General features: G+C 48.6%; 9 protein-coding genes, 2 tRNA genes and 3 rRNA genes. 4 read left to right on the top strand and 10 right to left on the bottom strand.

Translation table 11 applies throughout. From position 1 onward, the window contains the following. The first annotated feature begins 31 nt into the window (after positions 1-31). From KEF85_RS04695 to KEF85_RS04685, 3 genes are all read left to right on the top strand, one after another. Positions 32-505 (top strand): outer membrane protein assembly factor BamE, encoded by a 474-nt coding sequence (locus tag KEF85_RS04695; RefSeq protein WP_215583557.1) that lies wholly within the window; start codon positions 32-34, stop codon positions 503-505. Between the two features lie 321 nt (positions 506-826). Then, a complete protein-coding gene (locus KEF85_RS04690; protein ID WP_215583556.1) occupies positions 827-1720 on the top strand; it encodes a hypothetical protein in 894 nt (297 codons plus the stop codon). Between the two features lie 166 nt (positions 1721-1886). Beyond that, entirely contained in the window at positions 1887-2786 is a 900-nt protein-coding gene (locus tag KEF85_RS04685; protein WP_215583555.1) for a carbohydrate kinase family protein, read from the top strand. A 97-nt stretch (positions 2787-2883) separates the two neighbouring features. Here KEF85_RS04685 and rrf read toward each other — a convergent pair. The 10 genes from rrf to prmA all read right to left on the bottom strand — a co-directional run bounded on the left by rrf (position 2884) and on the right by prmA (position 15385). Then, positions 2884-2999: ribosomal RNA gene (rrf, locus tag KEF85_RS04680) — 5S ribosomal RNA — on the bottom strand. Positions 3000-3233: 234 nt separating this feature from the next. After that, positions 3234-6128: ribosomal RNA gene (locus KEF85_RS04675) — 23S ribosomal RNA — on the bottom strand. Between the two features lie 379 nt (positions 6129-6507). Continuing rightward, a tRNA-Ala gene (locus KEF85_RS04670) sits at positions 6508-6583 on the bottom strand. A 98-nt stretch (positions 6584-6681) separates the two neighbouring features. Continuing rightward, positions 6682-6758, bottom strand: a tRNA-Ile gene (locus KEF85_RS04665). Positions 6759-6823: 65 nt separating this feature from the next. After that, positions 6824-8356: ribosomal RNA gene (locus KEF85_RS04660) — 16S ribosomal RNA — on the bottom strand. The 16S, 23S and 5S rRNA genes sit together here with 2 tRNA genes alongside, the layout of an rRNA operon. Before the next feature lie 643 nt (positions 8357-8999). Beyond that, positions 9000-10424: an SUMF1/EgtB/PvdO family nonheme iron enzyme gene (locus tag KEF85_RS04655; protein WP_215583554.1), complete on the bottom strand. Its 1425-nt coding sequence runs from the start codon at positions 10422-10424 to the stop codon at positions 9000-9002. Positions 10425-10765: 341 nt separating this feature from the next. Then, positions 10766-12373 carry a VPLPA-CTERM-specific exosortase XrtD gene (xrtD, locus tag KEF85_RS04650; RefSeq protein ID WP_215583553.1) on the bottom strand — a complete coding sequence of 536 codons (1608 nt, stop codon included), beginning with the start codon at positions 12371-12373 and terminating at the stop codon, positions 10766-10768. 136 nt (positions 12374-12509) lie between these two features. After that, on the bottom strand, positions 12510-13037 hold the full coding sequence (locus tag KEF85_RS04645) for a hypothetical protein (RefSeq protein ID WP_215583552.1): 528 nt from the start codon (positions 13035-13037) through the stop codon (positions 12510-12512). Between the two features lie 180 nt (positions 13038-13217). Beyond that, positions 13218-14414, bottom strand: a complete 1197-nt coding sequence (locus KEF85_RS04640) for a class I SAM-dependent rRNA methyltransferase (RefSeq protein WP_215583551.1) — start codon at positions 14412-14414, stop codon at positions 13218-13220. An 83-nt stretch (positions 14415-14497) separates the two neighbouring features. Next, positions 14498-15385: a 50S ribosomal protein L11 methyltransferase gene (gene prmA, locus KEF85_RS04635; protein ID WP_215583550.1), complete on the bottom strand. Its 888-nt coding sequence runs from the start codon at positions 15383-15385 to the stop codon at positions 14498-14500. A gap of 330 nt (positions 15386-15715) precedes the next feature. Between prmA and KEF85_RS04630 the strand changes: the two genes are divergently transcribed. Further along, on the top strand, positions 15716-17053 hold the full coding sequence (locus KEF85_RS04630; protein WP_215580473.1) for an IS701 family transposase: 1338 nt from the start codon (positions 15716-15718) through the stop codon (positions 17051-17053). Positions 17054-17244: the final 191 nt, after the last annotated feature.

The raw sequence follows: 17244 nt of genomic DNA, 5'->3' as shown, positions 1-17244 counted from the left end.
CTCAATTTCGGTCAATTTAGTTTTTTATTTCATGAACAAACCCGCATTATGGCTTGCTCTGACCGCCAGCTTGGCGCTGCCGGCCTGCTCATTCCTACTAAATAACGTGCCAGGCGTCTATAAACTGGATATTGAGCAAGGCAATATGATAGAGCAAAGCCAGGTGGATCAGCTCCGGCCCAATATGAACAAGCGCCAGGTGTTATTCATTATGGGTTCACCGATGTTGAGCGACAGTTTTCACGACAATCGTTGGGATTACATTTACGCCAAACAACCCGGCGGCGAAGACCGCGTGCAAAAACGCCTGACTCTGCTGTTTAACGGCGAAACCCTGATCGGCATGCAAGGTGACTACCGGCCCGGCGCCGCACCCGCCACCAACAAAGCCAGCACCGAAACCAGCATCGACTTACCCAAACGGGAACTTGACCAAACCCTGTGGGAAAAACTGACCGGCGCACCCGGTACCGCCAGCCAATCGTTACCCACCACCAAACCTTAGCTTCGATTTGGGAACTCTTGCCGGTTCCCATCATCTAACCGGGCTGAGTAGTGAATCTCACAGCCGGTTCTTTATCTCGTACTTATATCGTTAAATGTAATTTAAAATTCGAATTATATCGTTTTATTTAATTTGAATATTTTCTTATCATTAACCCCACAGTCAAGCAGACTGTAGATACGCGATCAATGGACTAGGTAATTCCTCCTCACCTAACACGGAAGTCTCAGGGCGGTGTAGCCGCCCTTTTTTTTTCGCCCCCTCGATGTCTGGGTTTCGCCAAAAGCCTGATGATCAACTTGCATAAAAAAGGAAAATTTCATGCCTCTACAACAATTAGTGGAATATTTTAATGACCGGCTTGAACACGAACACAATAGCGGGTTCAGACCCTTCATTTTAGAAAACAAACGCGTCCATGCCTTATACGGCCCTATTAAAATAGGCAGCACGCTGGCAGCTGTTCATACAGCGACGCCTGATCACACCATCATAGGCCACACCGCCCAGCTCAGTGTGGCAGCCAATCCGGCCCAGGCCCTCAAGCAGGGTGAACTGGATCAACTGGTAGAATTGCCGCCGGTAGAAACCGCCAATTCCCAGACTATCATTAATTTTGACCGCTTATCCAGAGCGGTGCATATGCTGAATTATCTACCGCAATCACATCTGGACGAGCTATTGTTCCTGGATGTCGATCCCCGCCATATTCTGGGGGTAAAGGAAGACCACGGTGCCTATTTTGAGGAAGTCATAGTCAAATGCGGCCTGCAAACCGAAAACGTGGCCATCACCATGACGGTGAATAATGTTTACGCCCGCTTCTTTCAATCGCTGTTAAAAGGCTTGAATAACTACCATAAACGCGGTTACCGGCTGGCTTTAAAATTTGACCATTACAGCTTGGAAAAGACCGCAATTGAATTAATTTCCCGTGCGGCGCCGGAGTTTATCGGCTTGTCGGCGCTGAATTTCGAACGCAACCGCGACAGTCTACTCCCGGAGAAACTCCAGCAGTTTAACGGCCTGGCCAATACTGTTAATGCGCAAAGCATCTTGCTGGACATCGAAGACCAAAAAACCGCCGACCTGGCCACCTCCAGTGAATTTAATCTGGTACAAGGCCGTTTTTACAATGAAAACGGTTATATTCCCGTTCACCACAAACAAGCTATCACCGTGCTGGGCAAAGAACAAAACGATTACCGATTTTAAGCCGCCCCCGCCCTGCTGCCACCCAGCAGGGCGAAATCACCGCCAACCCATCATAACTATTTGATAAATAACGAAATAAAATCACATCCCACCAAAATAACTCAGCAAAGCCAAAATTGCCTGTAAAATAAATGCTGTGTTTTCATGAAATTTTTGCTTAACCACCATGTCCGCATCCCCTGTTCAGCTTGATGTGCTCTGCATCGGCCACGCCAGTTATGATCTGGTGTTCTCAGTCAATTCACATCCCGGCCCGGACGAAAAAACCGTCGCCGACAAACTGCTCGGTTGCGGTGGCGGCCCAGCGGCCAATGCAGCGGTAATGGTCAGCCGTCTGGGCTGCAAAGCCGGCTTCGCCGGCTATCTGGGTAATGACAGCTTCGGCACCAGTCATCTTCAGGAATTGCAACATTACAACGTGGATACCCGCCTGGTGGTTCGCGGCCCAGCGGCCACACCTTTATCCACGGTACTGGTTAAACCGGACGGCAAGCGCAGCCTGATCAATTACAAAGAGGTCATAGCACTAAGCCCGGACTGTCTGGATTTTACTCAGGTACAAGCAAAAGTGATTTTATGCGACGGCCATGAAGGGCCATTGAGTTTAACCCTGCTCAACAGCCCGGCTCAGCAAAACACCCCCTCGGTACTGGATGCCGGCTCCCTGCATGAAGGCACCCGACTGTTAATGGAACGAGTGGATTATCTGGTGTGTTCTGAAAAATTTGCCTGCCAATACAGCGGCACTGTCGATCTGGCCCTTACGGAACTGGCAGCTCTAAGCCCGGTGGTGGTGATCACTCTGGGCGAACACGGCCTGATCTGGCGGCGCGGCACCGAACAAGGCAAACTTGCTGCGCCACCGGTCACCGCCGTTGACAGCACCGGAGCCGGTGATGCCTTTCACGGTGCATTCGCGGCTGGATTGGCCGCCGAATTGGCCTGGCCTGAACTACTGCGTTACGCTAGTGCTGCCGGTGGTTTATGTTGCCAACAATTAGGTGCGAGAACTGGTTTACCGGATCAGACTCAGGTTCTAAACTTACTGAGGCAGTGGGTGTTATAAGCTTGCCAAATTGAGAGTAGTCACTCAATGTCGTTGGACTTAATTTCTTTAGGCAAAAAAAAAGCCCAATGATTAGATTGGGCTTTTGGAGTTAGAAGCTTGGCAATGTCCTACTTTCACATGGCAAACTGCCACACTATCATCGGCGCTAAGCGGTTTCACTTCCGAGTTCGGGATGGGATCGGGTGGTTCACGCTCGCTATGGTCACCAAGCAATTTTGGTGGGCAGGCGGTTCTTTAACCTGCCGTCAGACCTTTGAGGCTTTAAGTCTTAGTCCTCCCGTATTTCTACGTTGGCTATGACTATTGCATCGCTATCGCTTTTGCAATCTTTTTTGCTTTTTTGCTTCTCAAAGGCGTCTGGAAATCTGTATTCGTCAGTTCTTTTCGTTTCTCTCGCATTTTATCAGCGCTTTGCCAACAAACACCAAACGCATTGGGTGTTATATGGTCAAGCCTCACGGGCAATTAGTATACGTTAGCTACATGCATTACTGCACTTCCACATCGTACCTATCAACGTCGTCGTCTTCAACGGCCCTTCAGGGGACTTATAGTCCCAGTGAGATCTCATCTTGGGAGGGGCTTCCCGCTTAGATGCTTTCAGCGGTTATCCTGTCCGAACGTGGCTACCCGGCAATGCCATTGGCATGACAACCGGAACACCAGAGGTTCGTCCACTCCGGTCCTCTCGTACTAGGAGCAGCTTCCCTCAAATCTCAAACGCCCACGGCAGATAGGGACCGAACTGTCTCACGACGTTCTGAACCCAGCTCGCGTACCACTTTAAATGGCGAACAGCCATACCCTTGGGACCTGCTTCAGCCCCAGGATGTGATGAGCCGACATCGAGGTGCCAAACACCGCCGTCGATATGAACTCTTGGGCGGTATCAGCCTGTTATCCCCGGCGTACCTTTTATCCGTTGAGCGATGGCCCTTCCATACAGAACCACCGGATCACTAAGACCTACTTTCGTACCTGCTCGACTTGTCCGTCTCGCAGTCAAGCACCCTTATGCCTTTGCACTCATTGCCTGATTTCCGACCAGGCTGAGGGTACCTTCGTGCTCCTCCGTTACTCTTTGGGAGGAGACCGCCCCAGTCAAACTACCCACCAGACACTGTCCCCAAGCCGGATGACGGCTCTAGGTTAGAACTCCAAACATACCAGGGTGGTATTTCAAGGTCGGCTCCACAAGAACTAGCGTTCCTGCTTCTAAGCCTCCCACCTATCCTACACAAGTAGGTTCAAAGTCCAGTGTCAAGCTATAGTAAAGGTGCACGGGGTCTTTCCGTCTAGCCGCGGGTACACTGCATCTTCACAGCGATTTCAATTTCACTGAGTCCCGGGTGGAGACAGTGTGGCCATCGTTACGCCATTCGTGCAGGTCGGAACTTACCCGACAAGGAATTTCGCTACCTTAGGACCGTTATAGTTACGGCCGCCGTTTACTGGGGCTTCGATCAAGAGCTTCTCCGAAGATAACCCCATCAATTAACCTTCCAGCACCGGGCAGGCGTCACACCCTATACGTCCACTTTCGTGTTTGCAGAGTGCTATGTTTTTGCTAAACAGTCGCAGCCACCGATTTTTTGCAACCTCCTTACGCTCCGTCCGCGAGGGACTTCACTTATCAAAGGCATACCTTCTCCCGAAGTTACGGTATCATTTTGCCTAGTTCCTTCACCCGGGTTCTCTCAAGCGCCTTAGAATTTTCATCCCACCCACCTGTGTCGGTTTGGGGTACGGCCACTGTTAACCTGAAGCTTAGAGGTTTTTCCTGGAAGCAGGGCATTCATCACTTCGCGTCTCTCTCAAGACACTCGTCATCACGTCTCAGCATTATGAATCCGGATTTGCCTAGACTCACTGCCTACTCGCTTAAACTGCCACTTCCAACCGACAGCTGATGTAGCCTTCTCCGTCACCCCATCGCAGTTAACATTGGTACAGGAATATTAACCTGTTTTCCATCGACTACGCCTTTCGGCCTCGCCTTAGGTGCCGACTAACCCTGCGTCGATTAACGTTGCGCAGGAAACCTTGGGTTTTCGGCGAGAGGGTTTTTCACCCTCTTTATCGTTACTTATGTCAGCATTCGCACTTCCGATACCTCCAGCCCACTTCTCAATGAACCTTCGCAGGCGTACGGAACGCTCCTCTACCACTCACGCCTAAGCGTAAATCCGTAGCTTCGGTACTATGCTTAGCCCCGGTGAATCTTCCGCGCAGACCGACTCGACCAGTGAGCTATTACGCTTTCTTTAAAGGGTGGCTGCTTCTAAGCCAACCTCCTGGCTGTCTGGGCCTTTCCACATCGTTTCCCACTGAGCATAGATTTGGGGACCTTAGCTGACGGTCTGGGCTGTTTCCCTTTTCACGACGGACCTTATCACCCGCCGTGTGTCTCCCGTGCTGGCACTTCTTGGTATTCGGAGTTTGCATCGGGTTGGTAAGTCGGGATGACCCCCTAGCCGAAACAGTGCTCTACCCCCAAGAGTGATACACGAGGCGCTACCTAAATAGCTTTCGAGGAGAACCAGCTATCTCCGAGCTTGATTAGCCTTTCACTCCTATCCACAGCTCATCCCCGTCTTTTTCAACAGACGTGGGTTCGGCCCTCCAGTCAGTATTACCTGACCTTCAGCCTGGCCATGGATAGATCGCCCGGTTTCGGGTCTACACCTTGCGACTAAACGCCCTATTAAGACTCGCTTTCGCTACGCCTCCCTTATTCAGTTAAGCTTGCCACAAAATGTAAGTCGCTGACCCATTATACAAAAGGTACGCAGTCACCCCACGAAGGGGCTCCCACTGCTTGTACGCATACGGTTTCAGGTTCTATTTCACTCCCCTCTCCGGGGTTCTTTTCGCCTTTCCCTCACGGTACTAGTTCACTATCGGTCAGTAAGGAGTATTTAGCCTTGGAGGATGGTCCCCCCATGTTCAATCAGAGTTTCTCGTGCTCCGACCTACTCGTTTTCACTAAGAGAAAGTTTTCGTGTACGGGGCTATCACCCTGTGCCGCCGGTCTTTCCAGGACCGTTCCACTAACTTTTTCCTAGCTTAAGGGCTAGTCCCCGTTCGCTCGCCACTACTTAGGGAATCTCGGTTGATTTCTTTTCCTCCGGGTACTTAGATGTTTCAGTTCTCCGGGTTCGCTTCCAGCCGCTATGTATTCACGGAAGGATGACGGGGTTATCCCCGCCGGGTTTCCCCATTCGGACATCTCTGGATCAGGGCTTGTTTGCAAGCTCCCCAAAGCTTTTCGCATGCTACAACGTCCTTCATCGCCTCTTACTGCCAAGGCATTCACCGTATGCGCTTATTCACTTGACCATATAACCCGAATGCGTCTGTTGTTCGGTGCTCGGTGTTGTTTGGGCTTGGGCCTCATCACTTGCGTGTGCGGCTTGCGCTTTAACTTTCTCCTCTCACTTCACTTCAGTGCTTTTGAGTTTCTAGTCTGCTGACATGTTCGCTGATTTTTGCTTGAGTGTTGTGCCCACTGTTTTCACAGTGAACAGAACCCATCACGATCTTGACTTTCGTGATGTTTACGTTTTACAGATTTCCAAATTGTTAAAGAGCGATTGGGGTTATTCTCCCAATTCCATGCGGTCTGTTCTCTATCCGGTTAAGCTGATCTCAGCCTACAGGATTCAAACGACATGGAGTTGTGAGTGTGTCCTTCATCTAAAACATCGACGCGCGGTTATGGTGGAGCCAAGGAGGATCGAACTCCTGACCTCCTGCGTGCAAGGCAGGCGCTCTCCCAGCTGAGCTATGGCCCCTTTGTGGGTATGGCTTACGGCTTGGCTTTCTTGGCCTTCGCTTTTCAGCGGCGGCTTGGCGTCGGCTTGCTATGCTGCTTGCCTCGGCCCGGTTTAGTTGGTGGGTCTGGGAGGAGTTGAACCTCCGACCTCACCCTTATCAGGGGTGCGCTCTAACCAACTGAGCTACAGACCCAGGTGCGTCGTGTTTTCTATCGAAATAATTTGTTGTGGATACGTGCCAGGATGGCTTTGACTTTGTAAGGAGGTGATCCAGCCCCAGGTTCCCCTAGGGCTACCTTGTTACGACTTCACCCCAGTCATGAATCACAAAGTGGTAAGCGCCCTCCCGAAGGTTAAACTACCTACTTCTTTTGCAACCCACTCCCATGGTGTGACGGGCGGTGTGTACAAGGCCCGGGAACGTATTCACCGCGGCATTCTGATCCGCGATTACTAGCGATTCCGACTTCATGCAGTCGAGTTGCAGACTGCAATCCGGACTAGGACCGGCTTTTTGGGATTTGCTGGCTCTCGCGAGTTTGCTGCCCTCTGTACCGGCCATTGTAGCACGTGTGTAGCCCTACCCATAAGGGCCATGATGACTTGACGTCGTCCCCACCTTCCTCCGGTTTATCACCGGCAGTCTCCCTAGAGTTCCCAGCCGAACTGTTGGCAACTAAGGATAAGGGTTGCGCTCGTTACGGGACTTAACCCAACATCTCACGACACGAGCTGACGACAGCCATGCAGCACCTGTCTCAGAGTTCCCGAAGGCACTCCGCTATCTCTAACAGATTCTCTGGATGTCAAGGGTAGGTAAGGTTCTTCGCGTTGCATCGAATTAAACCACATGCTCCACCGCTTGTGCGGGCCCCCGTCAATTCATTTGAGTTTTAGCCTTGCGGCCGTACTCCCCAGGCGGTCAACTTAATACGTTAGCTCCACCACTAAGTTCTTTAAGAACCCAACGGTTAGTTGACATCGTTTACGGCGTGGACTACCAGGGTATCTAATCCTGTTTGCTACCCACGCTTTCGTACCTCAGCGTCAGTTTGAGTCCAGAGAGCCGCCTTCGCCACTGGTGTTCCTTCAGATCTCTACGCATTTCACCGCTACACCTGAAATTCCACTCTCCTCTACTCAACTCTAGTGACCCAGTATCAAATGCAGTTCCCAGGTTAAGCCCAGGGCTTTCACATCTGACTTAAATCACCGCCTACGCACGCTTTACGCCCAGTAATTCCGATTAACGCTTGCACCCTCCGTATTACCGCGGCTGCTGGCACGGAGTTAGCCGGTGCTTCTTGTATGGGTAATGTCAGTCTACCGGGTATTCGCCGATAGGTATTCCTTCCCATTGAAAGTGCTTTACAACCCTCAGGCCTTCTTCACACACGCGGTATTGCTGGATCAGGCTTCCGCCCATTGTCCAATATTCCCCACTGCTGCCTCCCGTAGGAGTCTGGGCCGTGTCTCAGTCCCAGTGTGGCTGATCATCCTCTCAGACCAGCTATGGATCGTCGCCTTGGTAGGCCATTACCCTACCAACTAGCTAATCCAACATAGGCTCATCTCATAGCGCGAGGCCCGAAGGTCCCCCGCTTTCACCCGTAGGTCGTATGCGGTATTAGCGTGAGTTTCCCCACGTTATCCCCCACTATGAGGCAGATTCCTATGCATTACTCACCCGTCCGCCACTCGTCAGCGCCCGAAGGCCTGCTACCGTTCGACTTGCATGTGTTAAGCATACCGCCAGCGTTCAATCTGAGCCATGATCAAACTCTTCAGTTTAATTTCAACTGACACTAAATAAGATTAGTGTCCAATCTCTTGGCTCGACGACAGAGCGTCTGTACTGCTAAATTGACGTGTCTCTCTGTGTCGATCTTTCTATTAAGCAAAGCTTAAATCTCGACACATACCCACACAAATTATTTCGATTCGGTTGTTAAAGAGCTGAGGCTTTCGCCCCGTTGAGCCGACAAATTATACAGCCTTTCTTATTTCAGTCAAGCGTTTTTTTTCAGAAGTGATGTGCGATTCGGCATTAAAAACTCACTACCTCATCACCCAACGACCGAAAACCAACACCCGACTATTAAGCAACAACCTCAATTAAAACCGTTACTTAACAACACTGAAAACCTGTTCGTCTCGCCCCACCGCTGTTCGATTCCAGGAATCAATCACCGCTGAAGAGCCGCCCATTATACGGGGAATTTTGCCTTCGGCAACCCCTTTTTGACGACTTTGTGAATTTATTTTAGCCCTACTTTTAAGATCAATAACTTATCGGAAATGTTTTTTGAGAGAATGGCTAAGGACGGACTAAAGCACAATTATGCAGACCGGTGTTGTCGGCACATATGACAGATACAATCTAAAATTCTTTACACAATCGGCCATTAATTAATGACGCAGTCAATTTGATTTGCTATTGGTTTAACACCAGTCGAAAGCCCGCACTTGAGTTGCGTAGCCCCTGATGCCAGTAACAACGGTAAGCTGAGCGGCAGAGCACTCCACCACTAAGCCAAGAGCCACCACGCAACACCCGCCGATCTCGTTCTTCTGAAGACATATCGATGTCGACTGCGATTGCGACTGCTAAATGTTCTTGCCAATTGTCCTGGCACCATTCCCAGACATTGCCGTGCATTTCATATAAACCCCAGGCATTTGGAGGCAGGGATTTGACGGGCACAGTTCTTTTTCTATTTAAACCATGATCCGCGCCAGCATATGGCTTAATGCCGTTATAATTAACCAGTAGCGGGGTGATATTTTCCCCCAGAGAAAACGGGGAAATGGTACCGGCCCGACAGGCGTATTCCCATTGGGCTTCACTGGGCAAACTCACCGGCAGACCATGGTAAAACGCAATTAACCGCTGTATGAATTCCTGCACATCCAACCAACTGACACTGTCCATCGGATTTAAAGAGTTATCCCGAAAATGACAGGGATTAGCACCCATGACTGCGCGCCAAAATGCCTGAGTAACAGCAGTATCAGCAATCCAGAAACCTTGGCTGATCGTCACCTGATGCAGATCTTCGTCATCATAACGTTTGTCCTCATGCGGTGGCGAGCCCATCATAAACTCGCCCGGCTTGATCCAGCGGAAGATTTGCTTTATGCCGTTGAATATGAATACGGCATAAGGACCAAATTGATCGGCGCCCATTTGTTCAGCCCAGACTGGCTTGTCTGGCGTTAAAGTAGCCAGCAGATTAGGGGCATATTCTTTCACGACGCCTGTTAGCCATTGCAATTCGTGCCGCTCGGTACCTGTAAGAATGCGGGTAATTTCCCCATACAGCCGAACTTTATCAATAGCCGCGTTGTGGTCGGTTAAAGATTGAGTGTTATGACTAACGGTTGACGATTTGAAGTGTGACAGGACCTGCAAGCGCTGGATAAGCTTGCTTAAACCTTGAGTAATATTATGGAATGCCTCATCCAAATCTGACCAGCTTTTTACCGGCTTTAAATCGGTAGGCAAAACTTGCAGCTTGGCAAGCGGGGTAGTAGCGATATCGGTACAGCGCAAGAAAATCAATACCACTACGCATTCACCCCGCTCGTGACGCTGAATGGCTCTTTGCATTTCATTTTGATAACAATAATCGGAATCGATGAAGTCTGGACTGATCAGCAGCAAAACCAGATCGGCTGTTTCCAGATGGTAGTCAATGTGATTTTCCCGATACTCGCCGGATAATATGGCCTTATGATTCGATATGCCAATCAAGCCTTGCTGCTGCAATGGCTTCAGCCACTTTGCCAGTTCTTTACGATAAATTTCGTCTTCCCGTGCATAGGTAACAAATAAACTGATCGATTTTTTGCTTGGCATAATAGCGTGAATATCATTAGATTATCTAGCTTTAAGCGGATGAACCTAAGCCTAGTATAGTCATTTATAACAGACTTTGCTACTGACTTTACAACCTAGTAACCAACCAATCTTATTTTGACGGATATGGCGTAGGATGCGCTGAATAGTGATGCGCATCAATCGCAGCGCACATCCAGAATCGGCACATCCTCTGACGCTTCCGTCAAAGTAATGGTGGTCAACCACTAGGTAATTTAATTAGAAATTGACAACAATCCAGCCCCTGGCTCGTAACGGAAATAGTCAGGGGCAGTCCCATTTTATCCCGACAGCATTAGCTCAATTCTAAAATAAATCGATTAATGCGTAGCAACAATATTTTGACCGGGCACAAAGGGCGGCAATACCGGCAGGATGTCTTTCAAAAATACCTGTAGGCGTTGTTCGGCCGCTTCTTCGCCTTCAATGCGGTCTATATTGGTAATAATCCTGATCAACGAGCCATCGGTACGGTTCATGGTAATAGCATCATAGATCAAGTACCATTTGGCCAAGTATTCATTGGTGATGTCACGACCGCGCTGGGCGAACCAGAAGTACACCAATTGCCGGGTTTCGTCTTTTTCGATGATAGCCCGGTTCAGTTTTAAGGTTTGACCATCCAGGCTTAATGCCGGAAAGTCCACTTCGCGGATCTGGCTGATTTGCCAGCCGCCACCTGGTATGCAACTGCGCGGTGAGTGGATGGTGGCGCCTTTACGTTGGGATTGGTAATAGGCAGCGTAAAAATTGACACCATTGCGAGTTTGCGGCTGGGCGTAATTCATGATTACGTAATCGGTTAATTTAAGCTGATCCAAATAATCCTGACCCAGATAATCGTTTTTACCCTGCCAGTTACCGACTTGATTGGGGAAATTAATATAGGCTTTACGCTGGGGGATGATGTCGTCTCCCCTGCCCTTAAAGTTTTCCGAAACGCCCGCAGCCAACAACAGCAACAGCAGAACCGCGTAAAATGAGCGATTAAGTACGATAGGGCCGCTGGGCGCGGCAGGTGCGCCTGACCAGTTATCAGGAATCTGCACCAGTTCGTTGATAGGGACTTTATTACCGCTAATGCGGCTGAAGATCCACATTTCAATAAACAGCAATACCATGCACAACAAAAATACCGCCCAACCTTCAAAGTCATGTAAAAAGCCTTCGGCCATTTCCGTACCCCAGCTGTTAACCAAGACACCTATTACACCGATACGAAAGCTGTTCATAAAAATGGTCAGCGGTGCAGATGACAGAAAGATCAGCCATTTTTGCCAGAGAGGGCCATGAAACAGATAGGCGCATAAAAACGCCAGACTAGCTAAAGGAAACAGGTAACGCAAACCGCTGCAGGCATCGACCACCTGAAGTTTATAGACCCCCAGATCAATGACATTACCTTCCAGATAGACCATGATATTGCAGGCACGAATGAATTCGACGCCAAACCAGGAGGATATCAACTGCAGCTTGGAGGAGATGGTACTAATGATAAATGCCGGAAACGGCACCATAAACACCATAAACAACAATGGGATGGCTGCAATCCGCAAACCACGCACACCAAACACCACACCAAACAGACCGGTAAAAGCGATTAGAAATGCATATTGCTCCAGCGCGTACAAGGCGGCCAAACTACCCGGCACGAATATCAATAAACCCAGCAGCAGCAGGCCCAAACCGGCAAGTGAGTCTTTGAAACCTGATACCGGGTGAAATTCACTACGTCTTAACCAGAGAAAATAGATGCTGATGCAGGGGATAAAAAAGCCATGACTATATTCTTCGACATTAAACCAGACATCGACCATTTCTTCTATACCGACCCGAAACACCAACCCCAGCAAAACCAGAGCGATGCCCCATAGCAACCAGATAATATAAGGGTTGAGCGGTGTGTGAGCCTGTTTTAAAGAGGTCATGGTAAGACTGTTCCGTTGTCAAATAGGTAAAAAATCATGTGCGGCCAGGATTAACACTACATGGTAAAGCACTGGACGATGTGGATGCCGCGCGCCCCGCACTACACGAGCACGGGGCATTATATAATACTAATGATTATTCAACCTTGTCGCTGGTAAAAATGGGATTATTTTTATCTGCTTCGGTTAATTTGGCTTTTTCTTCCGGGTAGATATGCCAGAAAGACTGGTCAATAGCACCGTCAACATAGCTGTCTTTACGATCATGACCAAATGGGCACCACCAGTTTTCAACCACTTTGACCAGATAGGCGTGCCATTCAAACAGCGCAACGCTATATGGACAGTACCAGGTGCAATTGAGTATCCAGAACAGTTTGGATTGGGCCATGCTGAACTTGAACGAGCCATCCATGGTGATCTGGTTTTTTAAATTATAGCGGTGGCTCGCCCGGCTGGGTAGGTAATCACCCCACTTTTTCACATTCTCGGCGCCGACCAACTTCAGACTCCAGTAAGTCAGATAGGCGCTGCTGATCACGAACGGCAAAGTCAGGATAGGCAGATAGATAAACAGTAAGCCTATAGCTCTGGCAATTACCGGTTGTTGCTTATGGTGGCAGCCGATATTGACGCGCTCATGACAGGATTCGCAAGCTTTCATAATAATTTCTCCACGGGTTGTTTAATTATTGTTAGTTCGGGATTAAGTAATTGAAATACACTCAGACAGGCTTGGCAACAGAATTGTTTTTGATCGTTGTGATCATGCAAGACAAAGTCTGTCAGCAATACCGGCTGTTGGCACAGGGTACAGGGAAATACATACTTTTGCATACTTCTATTAAAAACGGCTGGAAACCGCACAAAAATAGGTTTTTAAATATTCACTTTCGGGTAAAGCAGGATGAATGGGATGATCCGGACCTTGGCCGCCGGTGGCTAATATCACCAAATGCCGGTCGATGTGGCGCGCGGATGAGCGGAGAATTTCGTGCAGATTGTCTCTGCTTAAATGATGTGAGCAGGAAGCTGAGACCAACAGGCCTTGATTATTCAGAACCTGCAAGGCCAGATGATTGAGGCGGCGATAGGCTTCATATCCAGCCTTGAAATCTTTTTTGCGTTTGATCAGTGCCGGTGGATCCAACACTACAGCATCATAACGCTGGTTTTGCTCGACCTGCTGCTTAAGAAATTCAAACACATCCGCTTTGATGAATTGCATTTTATCTTGCACGCCGTTCAAAACCGCGCTTTGTCCAGCCAGAGCCAACGCGCTTTCCGAGCTGTCCACACAGGTGACTTCGACGGCGCCGGCTACGGCAGCGGGAATCCCCCAGCCGCCAGCGTAACTAAACAAATCCAGCACTTTAAGACCTTGCGCCCACTGAGCAAACTGAGCGCGGCCCAGGCGGTGATCGTAAAACCAGCCGGTTTTTTGACCATCTGCGACATTAATATGGAAACGGCAGTTATTTTCGATTATTTCCAGGGTATCCGCCAAATCACCATAGGCCAGCACCGGTTCCAGACTTAAATTTTCCAATTGGCGCTGACTGGTGTCATTTTTTAACAATATTGCCGTCGGATTGAGCAGTTTTAACAGAATATCAATCAGCAAATCCTTGTGCTTTTCCATACCGGCAGTGGTGATCTGTACTGATAATACCTGCCCAAACCGATCTATCACTAAACCCGGCAGACCATCGCTTTCTGCAAATACCAGCCGGTAATAAGGCTGTTCGAACAAGCGCTGGCGTAATTCCAGTGCGGCGCTGAGCCTGGCGGTAAAGAATTTTTCGCCGATGGCAGCGGCGGGTTTTCTGGATAACAGCCGGGCGCAGATCAGGGCATTGGGATTGACATAAGCCACACCCAGCGCCTTGCCGGCATGGTCGTGGACGCTAACCAGATCACCAGGCGCAAACTGGCTGAGCGGACTACGACCGGTATCCACTTCATTGCTGAATACCCATAAATGCCCTTGACGCAGGCGTTTATCTTCGTGTTTTTGCAGAAATAACTGGGGATAACTCATGTCTTGCAGGTTTAACCATAGGGGTAGGTGCTATTCAGGAGCCGCGGTTTAGCTGCGGTATAAAGCCGAACCAGAATTAAGATTTAGGCCGTTTTTTGCTCGGCATCGATACGGCACCAGTCTTCACGACCATAGGTGCCGAGGACATTCAGGCCCAATTGACGATAGCTGGCCGCCACTTCACCGGCCTGTTGTTTGAGTATACCGGATAACACCAGCTTACCGCCGTCTTTAACCAAGGCGCTAATAGGGCCGGCCAGCTCTATCAATGGCTTGGCTAGAATATTGGCAACCACAATATCAGCGGTCAAAACATCAAATTGCTCCGGCAAATAATAACTGATGCGGTCTTGGACTTGATTTTTTTCGGCATTGTCGCGGCTGGCAGTTATAGCTTGCGGATCTATGTCCAGAGCGTGAACATGTTTGGCTCCCAACAATAAGGCGGCAACCGCCAATATGCCGGAGCCACAGCCGTAATCGACAACCACTTTGTCCTGCAAATCGTGACTGGCCAGCCATTCCAGACATAAGGCGGTGGTTGGGTGGGTACCGGTGCCAAAGGCCAAACCGGGATCTAAAGTCATGCATATCGTGCCGGCTTCGTGACGTTCCTGCCCGGTGGGACACACCCAGAGTTTATCGGCAAACTTCATAGGTTTGTAATGCTCCATCCAGGCCCGCTCCCAGGCTTGATCCAGCAGTACTTCGGCATTCCAGCCATCCAGCGGTTGACCGATGAACTGATTGAATACCAGGGTATGCACTACATCAGGATCGGTGTCCAGTTCGAACAGTGCCGTGACTTTGGTATTGCTCCAAATGATAGTCTGATCGATAGCGGGTTCATAAACCGGCTCATCTTCTGCGTCACTGAAGGTGACCGAAACGGCACCTAATTCACTAAAAAAATCCGAAAGTTCCGGTGCGGTAGATTCATCCGTTATCACCGAAAGCTGATGCCATGCCATAGTTTAACCACAGAAAAAATAAAAACCGCATTTTATACCTGTTGCAAGGCTAAAGCATGGGAAGTTTTGCCGGTTTGGTTTGGGCTTGGACTATGTATCGGTTAATTAAGAGACTGAAGTTTCCCAAAAATTTGTAGATTGTTAGAAGGCTTTGCGAGTGTTTATAAAGAATTGCTTTTGATGTTAGGCGCTTGTCGACTAATCATATACGTTAGACATTAATTGTTTATTTTCCTTAAAAAACAATACTTTGATAGTGAATGAGATCAAGTTTTACTGTATAATGAAAGTTCCTAACGCTTTGATTAGACAAATAAAAAGACCTCATTCATGTTCATTTTACGCGATATAACACAACCCTTACAAGCCCAATTTAGCCACTCTGAACTAGGCAAAGAGCGGTCCTCATTATTCATCTATACGCTGCTTTCCATTATCATCCCATTCACCTCGTCGATTACCTCAAACTGCTATCGCTGTCTTACCACCTTATTTGGCATTGACCTTAACCAAAAGCGTTTTTATACGTTTATGGCATCCAGCACTTTGCCGTGGCAGCGTGTTTGGCAAACTATTTGGGGATTAATTCCATCACCCGAAACAGATGGACGATTATTATTGGCTTTGGATGACACCATTAACCCTAAATCAGGAACCCATATCTTTGCTTGCGATACAGTATTTGATCATGCTGCCAAAACAAACCAAAGCCAATATCCTTGGGCTCAAAATATTGTTGCCGTTGGTTTACTTAAACGCATCAAAGGCCGCTGGGGTTGCTTATTCATGGATTTTCGATTTTACATTGCGCAAAAAACCCTAACGGCAAACTCGAAAAATGCCAGAATCAAAGATCAGCCTGTGCCTTTTCAATCAAAACTTGAACAGGCCTGCCATATGTTGATCGGCATAAGCCAACACTTTCCAAACACCCCTGTGCTGGCTGTCATGGATAGTTGGTTCGGTAACTATAGTGTATGGCAACCCGTACGAAAATGTTTAGGGTTACGCTTCCATATTCTATCTCGATTACGGAGCAACAACGTGTTGTATAATCAACTCGTCGAATCGAAAGAAAACAAGCGTGGTCGTCCTGCCAAGTACGGCAAGCGTATCGGTTCTACGGCTGAGATAGCCAAACAATTTGTCTCTTTAGCAAAGAACTATACCGTTGAACTCTACGGTAAAACGCGTCAGGTGTCTGCCTATGATCAAGTGGTGGTGCTAAAAACACTTAAATGTTCTGTTCGCGTTGTTTGGGTGTATCGTAAAACCCAATGGATAGCCTTGTTTACCACAGATCTGACGTTGTCGGTGAATCAAATCATTGAATTTTATGGCGCACGTTGGAAAATAGAATCTGGCTTTAAAGAACTGAAGCAAGACATAGGCAGCCAATCGGCGCAATGCCGCAAAGCGGCGGCTGTCATCAATCACTTGAACTTTTGCTTAATGGCTTCTACCCTGGCTTGGATTTATGCTGATAAATTAAAAGCAGACCCAGAGCGTCGGCATAAAGTTAAAGGTCGAACCAGTTTTGCCTTTTCTGATGTTCGACACATTATTGCTGAAGCCGCACTTAATGAGGATTTTGTTAGGCTTTGCCCTAAACCCAGCAACTCCCCAATAAATTCTATCGTAGCCGTGTTATTACGCATGGTGGCTTGATGAATTTCGCGGAAACTTCAGTTAAGAGATTGACTGCTGCTTTCTATTAGAACCAGACTGGCTTAATAGGTAAGCTGAGGATGGGATTACCAAGATAATGCCTTGTCACCTTTTTTCAAAAGCTATGTTTGCGGATTCCACTTTTTGCATAATAAATGCTTTCAGTTTAAGCCAAGCAACCCCCGCCCCCC

It is taken from the genome of Methylomonas paludis, assembly GCF_018734325.1.
In the GTDB taxonomy this organism is placed as follows: domain Bacteria; phylum Pseudomonadota; class Gammaproteobacteria; order Methylococcales; family Methylomonadaceae; genus Methylomonas; species Methylomonas paludis.
Note: the sequence above shows the minus strand (reverse complement) of the source record. Positions and strands in the feature narration are given on the sequence as shown.

Bases quoted from the DNA above. Each gene is read 5' to 3' on its own strand.
- KEF85_RS04695 (WP_215583557.1), top strand. From the start codon at position 32: ATGAACAAACCCGCATTATGGCTTGCTCTGACCGCCAGCTTGGCGCTG.
- KEF85_RS04690 (WP_215583556.1), top strand. From the start codon at position 827: ATGCCTCTACAACAATTAGTGGAATATTTTAATGACCGGCTTGAACAC.
- KEF85_RS04685 (WP_215583555.1), top strand. From the start codon at position 1,887: ATGTCCGCATCCCCTGTTCAGCTTGATGTGCTCTGCATCGGCCACGCC.
- KEF85_RS04655 (WP_215583554.1), bottom strand. From the start codon at position 10,424: ATGCCAAGCAAAAAATCGATCAGTTTATTTGTTACCTATGCACGGGAA.
- xrtD (WP_215583553.1), bottom strand. From the start codon at position 12,373: ATGACCTCTTTAAAACAGGCTCACACACCGCTCAACCCTTATATTATC.
- KEF85_RS04645 (WP_215583552.1), bottom strand. From the start codon at position 13,037: ATGAAAGCTTGCGAATCCTGTCATGAGCGCGTCAATATCGGCTGCCAC.
- KEF85_RS04640 (WP_215583551.1), bottom strand. From the start codon at position 14,414: ATGAGTTATCCCCAGTTATTTCTGCAAAAACACGAAGATAAACGCCTG.
- prmA (WP_215583550.1), bottom strand. From the start codon at position 15,385: ATGGCATGGCATCAGCTTTCGGTGATAACGGATGAATCTACCGCACCG.
- KEF85_RS04630 (WP_215580473.1), top strand. From the start codon at position 15,716: ATGTTCATTTTACGCGATATAACACAACCCTTACAAGCCCAATTTAGC.